Genomic DNA, 13,654 nt, shown 5'->3' with positions numbered 1-13,654 from the left:
GGGCCCCGGGCACGGCGAAAGGGACGCGTATCAGCGGTTGATGACCGTGCGGGGGTGCGCGTAGGGCAGCTGATCGACGGGAAGCGGGAACTCGGTGTCCTCACCGTAGGGGGAGAGGTTGCCGGAGCGGGTCGACGAAAGCTCGGTGACGGCATGCTCGCCATCGCTGACCTCGGGCCAGCCATTGTCGACATAGGGCTTCTTCGTTTTGTTCACCACGGCCTCATTCTGGCATGGCGGCTCCGCGGACGCCCCCTCCGGCACCCCCGAAGTTAGCTAGTCGCACAGCTCCCCCGCCTCCCCGGACCTTCAGCGCCCGGCTGAGAGCCGTTGACCGGTTGGGAACGCGTGCAAGCGGTTTGGTGCCGAGCCGATGCTGGGCGTACCCCAGGAGCTACCCGGCCCTCACGAAATCAGTTGCCACCTTGGGTTGCTGAGTGACTACCGCGCTTCATGCAAACGAGGGTTTTCTAGCTGGGCAGCAGGCCCTTGTTCGCCTGGTAGAAGTTCACGATGTTCGGGTCGAGGTTGCCGCCGACCTTGGTGGCGTTCAGGAAATCGAGCACCGGCTGGGGGATGTTGACACCTTGCTGCTGGGCGATCTCGACGGCGCGGTCGACGGCCTGGAAGACCTCCTGGGTACCGCCGTCGGCGGCCTGCTGCTGACCGCCCGGGTTCCAGCGCGGGGCTTCCTGCGGGGCGGGCGCGATGCGCTCGGTGGGGCCGCTGGAGAGGCCGAGGCTCGAGGAGCAGGACGGCCAGGCGCCCCAGCCCTGGGTGGCGAGCACCTTCTCGGCGATGACGATCTGCTCTTCGCGGCTGGCCTGGTTGGCGGTGGGGGCGAATTCGCCGCCGCCGTGGGAGATCCAGGTGCTCGGCGAGAACTGCAGGCCGCCCTGGTATCCATTGCCGGTATTGATCTGCCAGCTGCCGCCGGCTTCACACTGTGCGAGGCGATCCCAGTCGGAGTCGGGTGCCGCGCTGGCGTTTCCGGCCAGGGCCACTCCGGCTCCGCCGACGATCGCTCCGGTCAGGGCGACCTTGGCGACGGTGCGGCCGGTGTTACTCGGTTTGCGATGGCGTCCACTCATGTTCGGGTCGTTCCTCTCGTACGCGCCTGCGAGGCCGACTACCGGGGTCGAACTGAGAGGTCGTCCGGACCGGCGCGCTGTTGCGCGCTGTTCCTCGCTCTCGCCCCTCGTTCCAGTTGGGGGTCCGTACCCGCGGGGCGAGATTCGGTGCGGCGGGCCGGTGGCGCCGGGCTGACCCGGCTGGTGTGAGACACTACGACGCCCGCCGCGAAAAATCACCATTTGGTAACCGCCGTGTCTGTCAGGGTCGCCAACCGGCGCAAGGTGTTCCGCTTCACGTCTTTGCTGGTGGTCACGGCGTGTCCCGGCCGATAGGGGTCTGTCACCGCGCTGTGACCGTTCTGTTATGTGACTAATATCACATGTGTACGCGAGTGGCAGAAGGGGAATTCGCGCGTGTCATCGTGCGCGTCGGCCCGACCACAGCGCGTAGCCGATCGCCAGCAGAAAGCCCAGCGGCGCGGCCATGGCGAGCAGATACAGCCAGAGTCCCGGATCGGAATCGGTCAGGATTCCGATGCCGAAGATTGCGACAATCGCCAGCAATCCCGTTGTGAACAAGACCATTGCGACATTCAGCAGCCAGCTCCCGGACCTGCGCGGCGGCTGCTTCGGGGACGTGTCGGACACCTGTAGACCGTAAAACTGATGTGCTCGCGCTATTCACACCGGGGTAGACTCGATGACAATCGCGTCCTGCATAGCTGTGTGGGGCGCGTTCTTTTCGCAAACGGAACGGTTGGCGGACTGACACGTCCGACAATCATGACTGTGCCCGGCAAGGCCCGGGCATCGAAACAACGAACGGGTGAGCGCAGTGCCGACCGGCAAGGTGAAGTGGTACGACGTCGAAAAGGGCTTCGGCTTCCTTTCCCAGGATGAGGGTGAGGACGTCTATGTTCGATCGTCGGCGCTGCCCGCGGGTGTCGAGGCGCTCAAGCCCGGGCAGCGTGTGGAATTCGGCATGGCGGCGGGGCGGCGCGGTCCGCAGGCGCTGAGCCTCAAACTGCTGGAGACGCCGTCCCTGCGCAATGAGCGCGGCGGCGAGCGGCGCGGCGGCAAGAGCGAAAGCCCGGTCACGCGTAAGGAACCCGATGAGCTGCACGGGCTCATCGAGGACATGATCACGCTGTTGGAGACCAAGGTTCAGCCTGATCTGCGGCGGGGTAAGTATCCGGATCGCAAGATGGCGCAGCGGATTGCGGAGGTTGTGCGCGGGGTGGCGCGGGAACTGGACCACTGAGGTTGTCGCGCAGAGACCACTGAGGTGTAGGGAAGACCCACTGAGGTTGTGGGAGAGTGAGCCCCGGCGAGAAAGCTCGTCGGGGCTGTATTTTTCCTGGGGGCTCCGCCCCCAGACCCCCGGGTGGGGGCTCGCCCCCACGCCCCGATTACGAGGCGGGGCCGATTTGGGGGAAGACCCTCTTGGGGAAGAGCTCTTAGACCTGGGTGCGGACGGACCAGGCGGCGTGGGGCATGTAGCCCTCTTGGCCGGTGGTCATGTCGCGGGTGAGGATGGAGAGCTGGATTTCTACGCCTAACAGCGGGAGTTTCGGCACCGAGGGGATGGTGACGGCGGCGGTGCCCTCGTCGAAATCGCGGTGGGTGAGCTGGTTTTCGAGGATCTGGCCGTCGGGGGTGCGGTAGAGCGCCACGATCAGCCAGGGGCTGTCGATGACTTCCTTGGGCAGTGAGAGCTGCAGCGGGTACCCGGCGGGCACTTCCAGGTCATTGGACTGGCCGGTGTGGCAGTCCTCGCCCTCGGGGCAGGTGAGCTGGGCGGGCAGGCCGATGTCCTCCTGCGGCAGCACGCGGCAATCGTCCATGCGCACACCGCAGTACAGGTACGGCTGCACCGTGATGGACTTGCCGTGCGCGTAGGCGGTGACCGTCGGCTCCGGCTTGTCCGCATTGCGGGCGATCATGAAGATCGCGCCGAAATAGGCGACGGCCGCGACTAGGAGCACCGCCAGCAGGGCTGCGATCGTGCGGGCGTTCGGTTTGGTCACGGGGCTGCGCTTCCTGTCCGTCAAGTGGGATCCGGGACACCGTGCGCGTCCGGAACCTCCTGCTTCGCGTGCTGTGGTCGATTGCCGCCCAAACCGGGCAGCAGCGAATGTCCACGGTAGCTGACCACGGTTTGGATCAATCCGAGCGCCATCACACCGGCGACGATGGCGAAGCCCTTCCACCAGTCGGTCGGCAGCAGCACGCCCATGGCGCCGCCGATGACCCAGGACAGCTGCAACACCGTCTCGGAACGCCCGAAACCGGAGGCAATGGATTCGGCGGGCAGATCATCCTGGATGGAGGCGTCCAGGGATACCTTCGCCAGGGCGCTCGCGCCCGCCGCGACCAGGGTGGCCACGGCCGCGCCGACCAGGTTGTTCAGCAGGGCCGCCACAATCGCCACCGCCACGCAGCCGATGGTGCAGTACAGGACGATGAGGGTGGGGCGGCCGAGTTTCATGCGCGCGCCGGTGGCATTGCCGGTGAAATTGCCGATGGCGGCGGCCGCGCCGACCACGCCGAGCATGGCGGCCTGCTGCACCGGGCGATGTTCGGTGGCCTTGGCGACGAAAGCCACATAGAACGTGAGGAATCCGGTGAGCACGCGGACGGTGCCATTGCCCCACAGGCCGGTCACCACCGAACGGCCCAGGGGCTGACGGCGTTTGCGCGGCGGCACCGCGTCGGCCTGGCTCGGATCCAGCACCTCGGTGTGCCCGTCGTCGCCGTGATAGCCGATGGTGGCCGGGACCTCGCCCTCGGTGACCTCCACCCAGCGCGGGATGTGCAGGCTCAGATACGCGCCGCACCCGGCCAGGAAGGCCGCGAACAGCAGGGCGCCCATGGAGCCGGTGACCGAGGCGATGAGCCCGGCGATACCGCCCGCGCCCAGGGTGCCGCCCACCAGACCGAAGACGGTGAGCCGGGAATTGGTGCGCACCAGATCGATTCCCGGTGGCAGCACGCGCGGGGTGACCGCGCTCTTGAGCACCGAGAACGATTTGCTCATGATCATCATGCAGAGCGCCAGGGGATACAGCGCCCAGGTGTCGATATTGAAGATGAGCAGTCCGGCGACCAGCACGCGCACCGCGAAGGAACCCGCGAGAGCCACCCGGCGGCCGTGCTGCAGACGGTCCAGCATGGGGCCGATCAGGGGCGCGATCACCGCGAACGGGGCAATGGTGATCAACAGGTACAGCGCCACCTTGGATTTGGACTCGGCCGTGGCACTGGCGAAGAACAGGGTGTTGGCCAGCGCCACCGCGACCGCGGTGTCCGTCGCGAAATTGGCCATGGTGGCGTAGACCAGCGAGGTCAGGCCTGATTCCTCCGCGCCGTCGGCCTTCGCCGCGCGCTGGAACGTCGCGAAACCCCGCTCGGTGAGTTCGATACTGCGCCGCGCCGCCACCCGGGTGACGGTGAGCTTGCGCGGCGGCTTGTTCAGTCCGGGGCTGGACTCGCCCGGCGTCGCGGAACCGGCCGCGGCCGCCTCACCCTGGGGAGGCGTGTGCGGCCGGGTGTCCGCCGCGCCCGGATGCTGCGAGTCCGGATCGCGCCGCGGCGAGCGCCGCGCGGGCGGTTGCGCCTCGCGGGGGGCCTGCGGGCCGGAGCGCTGCCGCGGCTGTTCGAAGGGCTGCCGCTGCGGCTCGACGGGCCGGGCCGGGGCGTCGGGGCGGACCGGCGGGGCCTCGTCTCGGTGTCGTCGCCGCGACCAGCGCGAGCGCGGTCGTTCCTCGGACGCGGCGGGCGGGCCGGAGGGCTGGTCGGCGGGCGGCAGCGGGCGCGTCGGCGTGCGGCGGGCCAGGAACTCCGGTACCTCGGGCTCGTTTCCGCGCGGTGGCCGCCGCGGCGGCGTATTCGCGGGTGGATACCGGTCGTATCCGGGATGCCGTTCGATGAGCGGAGACTCCTCGTCCCACCACCGACCGGATTCGGCGCCTGGGTCACGGGGAGCAGTCACGCGTTCAATTCTTGCAGTGTCGAACGAGTGCGGTCGCACTACCGCCGGTGTGCGATGCCACAGATTCCCTCGTTGTTCATTCGAGGACGGCTTATTTCGGGACGAAACGGACTTCGTAGGTGGTCGGCCAGTTCTTTCCGGTGAGCAGGAAACGGTCGGTGCCGGGAAGGTGGGCGATGCCGTTGAGGACATCGGTGCCGGGGGTGCGGTCGGACTCGGGTAGCAGGCCCGAGGCGTCGATCACATCCAGGACATTCCCGGTGTCCGGGTCGATGCGCAGGATCGTTTCGGTGGGCCAGGCATTGGCGTAGACGGAACCGTCCGGGGCGCAATCGAGTTCGTTGAGCCGCGTATCCGTCCGGCTGGTGAGGGCCACGGAACCGGTGGGGGCGAAGGTTTCCGGATCGCGGAAGGTGAGGGTGGAGCCGCCATTGCTCATGACGATGCGGCCGTTGCGGGTGCACAGGCCCCAGCCCTCGCCGTCGTAGGCGGCGCGGCGGACCTCGGCGAGGGTGACCGGATCGCGGGCGATGGCGATGCCGTCGTGATAGGTGACCTGCCAGAGCAGATTTCCGGCCCGGGTGATGCCCTCCCCGAACATGGGCGGGGGTAGGTCGGCGCGGGCCAGTTCGGCGCCGGTGGCCAGTTCGGTGGCGCGGATATACGACTTGCCGGTCAGGCCGGTGCTCTCGTACAGCACCGGGCCGTCGACCTCGAGTCCTTCGGTGAACGCGCCGGTGTCGTGCGGGTGGGTGGCGACCACTTCGGCGCGCAGCGACGGCGTGTCGTCGCCGGTCCCGCAGGCGGCCAGGCACAGGGCCGTGGTCAGCAGGATCGGGACGGCCGCTACCGGTGCACAGGGTTTGCGCTCCATACGGCAAAATGTAGGGCGTGAGCGCGGTTGGAGTTTCGGAGCCCGGTGTTCGGCCCATCCTGGCGGAGGCGGTCGACCTGGCAAGGCGTGCGCTCCTGGAGTTGGAGCCGGTCGGCGTCGGCGCCCATCTGGGCGTGACCGCCGAGGACGAATCCTCGGCCACCCATCATTTCGAGGCCACCCTGCCCGGCTATCGCGGCTGGCAGTGGGCGGTGGTGGTGGCGGCCCCGCCGGAGGCCGAGCACGCCACCGTCAGTGAATCGGCGCTGCTGCCCGGACCGGACGCCCTCGTCGCCCCCGATTTCATTCCGTGGGATCAGCGCATTCGCCCCGGCGATCTGGCGCCCGGCGATCTGCTGGCCCCGCCGCCCGACGACCCCCGCCTCGTTCCCGGCTATGTCGCGACCGGCGATCCGGCCGTCGACGAGGTCGCCCTCGAACTCGGTCTCGGCCGCACCCAGGTCCTCAGCCGCGAGGGCCGCCTGGAAGCCGCCGACCGCTGGTACTCCGCCTTCGGCCCCGAAACCGATATGGCCCGCTCCGCCCCCGCCACCTGCGGCGTCTGCGGCTTCTTCACCCCCATGGCGGGCTCCCTGCACGCCGCCTTCGGCGTGTGCGCCAATGCGATGGGCGCCGACGGCCACGTCGTCCACATGCGATACGGCTGCGGCGCCCACTCCGACACGGTCGTCCCCACCGGCAGCGGCTCCCCCCTCTACGAGCCCTACGACTCCGCCGCCGTGGAAGTCATCCCCGCCGCAGACCTCCGCAAGCCCGAGCCGGTCGAGCCTCCTGCGAACGACCCTGCCCCCGAGTCGGATTCGACCGCCGCTGAACAGGCCGAATCCGCCCCGGCGGACAGCGCCGACGCGGTGGATAACGCCGACGCGGCTGAGAACACGGCCCCCGCCGACGCTGACGAGACTGCGGCCGAGCCCGTTTCGGACATCGCGGATCCTCAGGTCGAATCGGGCGTGGTGGACCGCGCCGATGCGATCGCCGAGGACGCGGTGGTCACCGAGGTCGAGATCGCCGCCCCGGCCGAGGCCGTGAACGCCGGTGCGGCCGATGTTTCCGCGCCCGAGGCGCCCGAGTCCGATGCGCCGAACAATGGTCCGATCGCGCTGTTCGATGTCGATCCGGACGCCAAGTACGACGACGCCTGGGTCGTCACCGCGGTCCAGGTGGAACCCGAAAACGGTGCCCCCAGCCGAATCGGCCCGGCGCACCGGATTCGCACTGAGCCGTACCGCTGACACAACCCTGAGTTCACACCCTTTCCCGTGAGTTCACACCCTGTACAGAGGGTGTGAAGCCGCGACGAAGGGTGTGAAGCCGGGGTGATCTTGCGGCGGCGGTGGCGGGTAGCGTCTGGGAGTTGCTTGGCGTCGGTGTCTGGCGAACTGGAAAGGGCGTGGGGATCGGTGAGTACTGAGGTGGGGGATTCGTTCGGGACCGAGGCATTGCGCGCGGGGGTGGTGGCGGCTTGGCGGGGGTCGCCCACTCGGTTGCGTGAGGATGCGGCTAGCGAGGCCGATCTGGTGCGGTCGGGGTATCGGGATCGGGTGCTGACCGAGTTGGCGCAGAATGCGGCGGATGCGGCGGCCAAGGCGGGGGTGGCCGGGCGGGTTGCGGTGTGGCTGGACGGGCGGACGCTGCACATTGCGAATACCGTTGTGGGGATGGATGTTTCGGGGGTGCACGCGCTGACGGCGCTGCGGGCCTCGGCCAAGTCGGGGGCGGATGCCGCCGTCGGACGGTTCGGCGTGGGGTTCACCGCGGTCCTGAGCGTTTCCGAGGAGATCGAGTTCCGGTCCACGGGTGGTTCGGTGCGGTTCTCGCGGGCGGAGACCTGGGCGCTGCTGGGGGCGCAGGGGATCGAGATTCCGGAGGTCGAGGGCGAATTCCAGCCGCCCGCACTGCGATTGGCGTGGGCCATCGACGAGAAGCCGGCCGCCGGATTCGACAGCGAGATCGTGCTGCGACTGCGCGCGGACGTGGACACGGTCGAACTGCTCGCGGGCATGCGCGACGAGGCCGTGGACCTGCTGCTGGAACTGCCCGCCCTGCAGTACATCCGGATCGAGGACGACGAGATCGCCGCCGAGGTGGCCGATCTCGCGGACGGAATTCAGGAAATCCGGGTCAGCGGGCCGGAGGACGCCGACCGCCGCTGGTGGCAGTACCGGACCGAGCGGGCCCGCTGGCTGCTGCCCGTCCGCGACGGCCGCCCGGTCGCCGCGCACCTCGACGTCCTGCGCGCACCGACCCGCTCCGACGAAGAGCTGTCCCTGCCCGCCCTGCTGATCGCCGACATCCCCATGCAGCCGGACCGCCGCCGCCTGCTCCCGGGCGCGCACCTCGCGGAATTGGCCTCGGGCTATGCGGATTTCGCCCGCGCCCTCCCACCCCGCGACCGCCTGGTCCTGGTACCGCTCCCGGCCTTCGCCCGCAGCGAGGCCGACAGCCTCCTGCGCGAGGCCCTCGTCGCCGAACTGCGCGACCACGCCTGGCTCCCCGTCCTGTCGCCGCGACAAGCGGGCGACCCCGCACCCGCCCTGCCCGATGACACCCTGCTCGGCTACGAATCCGCCGCATCCCACGGAGAATCCATCGCACCGAGCGCGACTTCGGGCGGAGGCGCCGACCGGGATGACGACGGCGATGCGCGCAACCCCGGCTTTGCCGAGGGTGGGCAGGGCGCGTTGTTCGATATGGACCCCGCGCCCGCGGTGGATACGCGGCGCGGGAGTGACACTGTCCGCGCCGGGGGCGATCGCCCTTCCGCCTTCGCGGACGCCGCGGATGGCACGGCCCTTGCCGCGGATCCGGTGGAGCGGCCGGGGCGGGCGAGTGTGTTCACCGGTGTGACTGGGGAATTGGCGGAGCTGCTGGCGGAAGTTGTCGGGCCGCTGGTGATTCCGGAGTTGTCGGGGCGGATGTATGCCGATGCGCTTGGGGTGCTGGATGTGCATCGGATCGGGTTGGCGCGGATCGCGGAGTTGTCGAGCAGTCTGGAGCGGGAACCGCAGTGGTGGTATTCGCTGTACGACGCACTGGAGCCGTCCGTGACCGATCCGCTGGCGGTGGAGGAGTTGGGGGCGCTGGCGGTGCCGCTGGCGGACGGGCGGCTGGTGACGGGGCCGCGCACGACGGTGCTGGATGATCGGCTGGAGAGCGCGATTCCGGTGCACTGGGCGCGGTTGGTGCATCCGGAGGCGGCGCACGAGCTGCTGGGTCGGTTGGGTGCGCGGGCCGCGTCGGCGGAGGATCTGCTGAATGATCCCGGCCTGCAGGCGATTCTGGAGGACGATCCGAGCGATCCGGATACCGTGGACGCGGTGCTGGGCCTGGCCGGACACGCCGCCGCCGGGCAGGGGGCGCTGCCCACCTGGCTTGGATTGATCGAATTGCCCGATGCCCATGGCGAATTGAGCCCCGCGGACGAACTGCTGCTGCCGGAGGCCCCGCTGGGGCGCGTGCTGGTGGCGGACTCGCCGTTCGAGACGGTCGCGGCGGAGACGCTGGAGCGCTACGGGAGCGAAGCGCTGCGCGCCGTCGGCGTGGGCTGGAGTTTCACCCTGGTCACTGAATCGGATCCGACCGGCCCGGATCACCATCTCGACGATGAGGAGTCGTGGTGGGAGGGCCTCGCCGAGGATCCGCCGGAGCTGACCGCGGTCCGCGATCTGGATCTGGTGGACGACGGGGAGTGGCCGGAAGCCTTGCGGCTCTTGCTCGCCGATCCCGCCACCCGCCCGCTACTGGCCGATCGCGACGGCTACACGGCCTGGTGGCTGCGGCTGCACGCGCATATCGACGGCATCCAGCTGGGCCTCATGCGGCATCCGGACGATATTCTGTTCACGGGTCTGCTGCCACAACTGCCGGGCTTCTCCGCTCAGGATCTGGCGGTACTGCGTGGTGTGCTCGCCGATCCCGAGGTGATGACCGCCCATCTGGCCGAGGAACTCCTCGACGCACTGGCCGATCCGGCGAGAATGCCCAATCCGGAAGCGATCTCACACACCCATGTCCGGCTGGCCGAGGCGGTCGCCGCCGGGCTGCTGGACGCGGACGATCTGGACCTGCCGCCGCATGTGCGCGCCCTGTCGGGCGCGGTCATCGACACCGCCGACGCATTCGTCCTGGACCGCCCCTGGTTCGGCCCGGCGCTGCCCGCCGACCGCCTGGTGGTCGGCGATATCGCCGCCGCCGAGGCTCTCGCCGATCTGCTCGACCTCCCGCTCGCCTCACAGGCCGTCGCCGCCGAGGTGGTGAGCACCGGCCGAGCCACCACCTGGGCCGCCGACCCGCTCGGTGTCCTGCTGCGCCTGCAATTCGATATGCCCGCGCCCACCGGTGAACTCGTCGTCCACGACGAGCTGCTGGTGCGGCTGTCGGGCGCCTACGAGGCGACGGTATCCGTGCCCTGGTGGCGCGACGGCGATGTGACCCACGTGCGGGCCCCGCGCCGCACCACCGTCGAAACGCGCACGGACGACAACGATTAGCGCCGCGGTGCGGCGCTATGTCCGATAGCGCCGCACCGAAATCGGCCGGACGTATGGCGGTTCGCTCAGGCGGCGTGCGAGGTGATCATCCGGGCCAGGACGTCCAGTTGCTCGCGGACGGCGGCGCTGTCGTTGTCGACCAGCCAGCGCAGCACGATGCCGTCGATGGTGGCGAGCATGAAGCGGCTCAGGGTGCCGACGCCGACGGTCCACTGGGTGCCGGTCGCTTCGCGGGCGTGCTCGATGATGTCGGCGACGGTGGAGTCGTTGAAGGTGTACTGCTCGCGGGCAATGGCGAGTTTTGCCGGAGTTTGTTCGCCTTCGCGGAGTGCGTAGGTCGTCGTTTCATAGGTGAGCAACTGCCGTTCCGGAGTGGCTTCTATGTTCAACCACATGAGTTCCAGACCGGCGCGCACCAATTTTTGAAGCGCTTCTTTTCCAGTTCCGACGTCTTGCCATACCGCTTCGTTGGCATCGACGGAATCGCGCAATTCCATCGAGAGGGCCTTGACCAGCTCGGTCATGAGCTGATCCTTGTTTTCGAAACAGTAATGCACCACACCGAGCGAAGCACCGGCTGCCTGTGCCACATCGCGCGTGGTAACTCCTGCCACGCCCTTTTTTTCGGCAAGGCCGATGGCTGCCTCGATAAGGTGGGCCCGTCGTTCTTCGACGCTCAATCGGGAGGACACCCCGCAGAGTTAAGCGCTCGCGGCGCGCGCAGTCAATTCGCACGCTCCGGAAATCTCGACTGGACGCCCGTCCAGTTCTATGGTTCGCTCGCATCCAAACTCGTGAGGAGGCGCGAATGCCGGTGCCGGACAAGGAAACGGCCGAGCGGGAACAGCCCGGATCGGTCTCGCGGCGAACGGTCCTGGCCGGGGCGGCCGCGGGCGCCGCGGCGCTGGCCGTGGCCGGTTCGCTCGCGCTCCCGGAAAGCGAGGCTCGTGCCGATTCGGGCGATTACCTCATTGGCGTGGGCATTTCGGACATCACCGGCCCCGCGGCCGAATGCGGAATGATGGGCTACTCGCAGTTCGGGCAGGACACCGCCGGAATCCACCTGCGCGCCTACGTGATCGCGAGCGGCGGGCAGCGCATCGTCTACGCCATCGCCGACAACGGCATGATCTTCGGATCCGTGTACCGCGGCGTCATGGCGGCCCTGGCCCGGCGCTTCGGTGACCGCTACACCGAGCAGAACGTGCTGCTCACCTCCACGCATTCGCACGCCACCTGCGGCGGCGCCGCCCACGACTACGCCTACAACCTCTCGATTCTGGGTTTCCAGCAGCAGGTGTACGACATCGAGGTGGCGGCCATCGTGGAGGCCATTGCCGCCGCGGACGCCGATCTCGGACCCGGAAGCTTGCATATCGGGCGCAGCGAATTGCACGACGCCAGCGTGAACCGGTCGCGAATCGCCTTCGAACGCAATCCCGAAGCCGACAAACAGTATTTTCCAAATGCCATCGATCCGGCCGTCACGGTGCTGTCCTTGCGCAAGGGCGGCCGACCGGTCGGCGCCATCACCTGGTTCGCCACCCACAACACCTCCATGAGCAACAAGAACCGGCTCATCAGTGGCGACAACAAGGGTTATGCGTCCTACGCCTTCGAACACGGTGAGCACGGCGTGCGGTATCTGGACGGCGCCGATTTCATTGCGGCCTTCCCGCAGACCAACTCCGGCGATATGTCCCCGAATCTGAACCTGAGCCCCACCTCCGGGCCCACCGACAACGAGTTCGAGAACACCCGCATCATCGGCGAGCGCCAATATCGCGCCGGTAAGGCCGCGCTCGCCGCGGCGCGGCCGCTCGGCGGGCAGGTGGGCGGCCTGCTCTGTTACATCGATATCGCCGATATCGAGGTGGACGCGCGCTGGACCGGAACCGGCGGGCCGCGCCACACCGCGCCCGCGTGCGCGGGTGTCGCGCTCATCGCGGGCAGCACCGAGGACGGGCCGGGCCTGCCGGGCGTGCCGATTCCCGAGGGCGTGCGCAATCCCTTCGTGGACGCGCTCGGCGGCGTGAACCGGCCCGTGCCGGATTGGCTGACCGACGCCCAGGCCCCCAAGGCCATCGTGGCGCCGCTGGGCCTGCTGCCCCCGGCCGGATGGGTGCCGAATGTGGTGCCGATCCAGCTGGTGCGCATCGGCGAGCTCTATCTGGCCTGTGGCGGTGCGGAATTCACCATCGTGTCCGGGCTACGCATCCGGCGCACCGTGGCGGCGGCCTTGGGCGTCGATCCGGAACAGGTGCTCATGCAGGGCTACGCCAACGGCTACCACGAATACGTGTCCACGCCCGAGGAGTACGACGCCAAGCAGTACGAGGGCGGGTCGACACTGTACGGGCGCTACACCCTTCCGGCCTATCAACAGGAATTCCACAGGCTGGCAACGGCATTCGCCGCGCAGCAGACGGTGCCCCGGGGCCCGGCCCCGCGCGACATCTCGACTGTGCAGCCGAATTTCGTTGCGGCCCCGGGCCCGGACGCCACGCTGCCCGGAACAAGCTTCGGCGATGTCCTCACCCAGCCCGCCGGGTTCTGTGCGCGCGGCGGCCAGGCCGCCGTGGAATTCGTCTCCGCGCACCCCAAACACAATCCGCGGCGCGGCGGCACCTTCCTGGAAGTGCAGCGCGCCACCGGTTCCGGCTGGTCGCGGGTCGCCAACGAGGGCGAATGGGCGGTGAAGTTCTTCTGGAGCAAGCGCGACGGCAATGTCTCGGTGGCCCGGTTCACCTGGGATGTTCCGGCCGATGCGGCGCCCGGGCGCTACCGGTTCCAGCACTTCGCGGATCAGCTCACCGGCGACGGGGCGCTGCGCCCGTTCACCGGGGTCAGCGACGAGTTCGAGATCGGCTGATCACTCCAGACGGAGCCGATTACTCCAGACCGAGCTGCGCGCCCTTGTCACCCCGGCGCGCACTCCGGAGCTGGATAGCATAGATGGTGTAGCCGAGCAGTCCGACGGCCAAGCCCATCATGCAGACCGGCCGCGCCTCGGCCCAGCTGTCGTCGATCCACACCGCGACGGTGGCGATGAGGAAAGCAAGCGTGCTGATAGCCAGCACCGGCCGGGGATCGGTCAGCCGGTGCGGAATCTCCGGAACGGGGCGTGTCACCCCTCCACCCTAAGCCGACCCGGCCGCACCGGCGCGGCGCGTCTCCCGCTCCGGTGAGTCGGGGGAGGTCG

General features: G+C 68.8%; 12 protein-coding genes. 4 read left to right on the top strand and 8 right to left on the bottom strand.

Annotated elements, in window-relative coordinates; genetic code table 11:
- Positions 1–30: 30 nt before the first annotated feature.
- The 3 genes from NC4_RS00570 to NC4_RS00560 form a co-directional block, all read right to left on the bottom strand.
- The gene (locus tag NC4_RS00570) at positions 31–219 is read right to left on the bottom strand and encodes a hypothetical protein (RefSeq protein ID WP_067531120.1); all 189 of its coding nucleotides are present in this window, start codon (positions 217–219) and stop codon (positions 31–33) included.
- 251 nt (positions 220–470) lie between these two features.
- Entirely contained in the window at positions 471–1,091 is a 621-nt protein-coding gene (locus NC4_RS00565; protein ID WP_067531043.1) for a resuscitation-promoting factor Rpf1 domain-containing protein, read from the bottom strand.
- A gap of 399 nt (positions 1,092–1,490) precedes the next feature.
- Positions 1,491–1,721: a hypothetical protein gene (locus tag NC4_RS00560; RefSeq protein ID WP_067531042.1), complete on the bottom strand. Its 231-nt coding sequence runs from the start codon at positions 1,719–1,721 to the stop codon at positions 1,491–1,493.
- 187 nt (positions 1,722–1,908) lie between these two features.
- Between NC4_RS00560 and NC4_RS00555 the strand changes: the two genes are divergently transcribed.
- Positions 1,909–2,334 (top strand): cold-shock protein, encoded by a 426-nt coding sequence (locus NC4_RS00555; protein WP_067531041.1) that lies wholly within the window; start codon positions 1,909–1,911, stop codon positions 2,332–2,334.
- Between the two features lie 196 nt (positions 2,335–2,530).
- Here the strand turns inward: NC4_RS00555 and NC4_RS00550 are convergent, their stop codons facing one another.
- The 3 genes from NC4_RS00550 to NC4_RS00540 form a co-directional block, all read right to left on the bottom strand.
- Entirely contained in the window at positions 2,531–3,100 is a 570-nt protein-coding gene (locus tag NC4_RS00550) for a DUF2771 family protein (protein ID WP_067531040.1), read from the bottom strand.
- 20 nt (positions 3,101–3,120) lie between these two features.
- A complete protein-coding gene (locus tag NC4_RS00545; RefSeq protein ID WP_245721423.1) occupies positions 3,121–5,064 on the bottom strand; it encodes an MFS transporter in 1,944 nt (647 codons plus the stop codon).
- Between the two features lie 91 nt (positions 5,065–5,155).
- Positions 5,156–5,938, bottom strand: a complete 783-nt coding sequence (locus NC4_RS00540) for a glutaminyl-peptide cyclotransferase (protein ID WP_067531039.1) — start codon at positions 5,936–5,938, stop codon at positions 5,156–5,158.
- Between the two features lie 17 nt (positions 5,939–5,955).
- Between NC4_RS00540 and NC4_RS44335 the strand changes: the two genes are divergently transcribed.
- On the top strand, positions 5,956–7,194 hold the full coding sequence (locus NC4_RS44335) for a DUF3027 domain-containing protein (protein WP_084528315.1): 1,239 nt from the start codon (positions 5,956–5,958) through the stop codon (positions 7,192–7,194).
- Positions 7,195–7,362: 168 nt separating this feature from the next.
- Positions 7,363–10,452, top strand: a complete 3,090-nt coding sequence (locus NC4_RS00530) for a sacsin N-terminal ATP-binding-like domain-containing protein (protein ID WP_439957463.1) — start codon at positions 7,363–7,365, stop codon at positions 10,450–10,452.
- Between the two features lie 65 nt (positions 10,453–10,517).
- On the opposite strand, the gene NC4_RS00525 is transcribed toward NC4_RS00530, so the two are convergent.
- Entirely contained in the window at positions 10,518–11,132 is a 615-nt protein-coding gene (locus NC4_RS00525) for a TetR/AcrR family transcriptional regulator (RefSeq protein WP_245721422.1), read from the bottom strand.
- A gap of 128 nt (positions 11,133–11,260) precedes the next feature.
- On the opposite strand from NC4_RS00525, the gene NC4_RS00520 reads away from it, so the two are divergent.
- The gene (locus NC4_RS00520; RefSeq protein WP_067531037.1) at positions 11,261–13,324 is read left to right on the top strand and encodes a neutral/alkaline ceramidase; all 2,064 of its coding nucleotides are present in this window, start codon (positions 11,261–11,263) and stop codon (positions 13,322–13,324) included.
- 19 nt (positions 13,325–13,343) lie between these two features.
- Here NC4_RS00520 and NC4_RS00515 read toward each other — a convergent pair whose 3' ends face one another.
- Positions 13,344–13,583 carry a DUF2530 domain-containing protein gene (locus NC4_RS00515; RefSeq protein WP_067531036.1) on the bottom strand — a complete coding sequence of 80 codons (240 nt, stop codon included), beginning with the start codon at positions 13,581–13,583 and terminating at the stop codon, positions 13,344–13,346.
- Between the last annotated feature and the right edge of the window lie 71 nt (positions 13,584–13,654).

The organism is Nocardia crassostreae (assembly GCF_001613405.1).
Classification (GTDB): domain Bacteria; phylum Actinomycetota; class Actinomycetes; order Mycobacteriales; family Mycobacteriaceae; genus Nocardia; species Nocardia crassostreae.
This window is presented reverse-complemented; position numbering and strand designations above follow the sequence as displayed.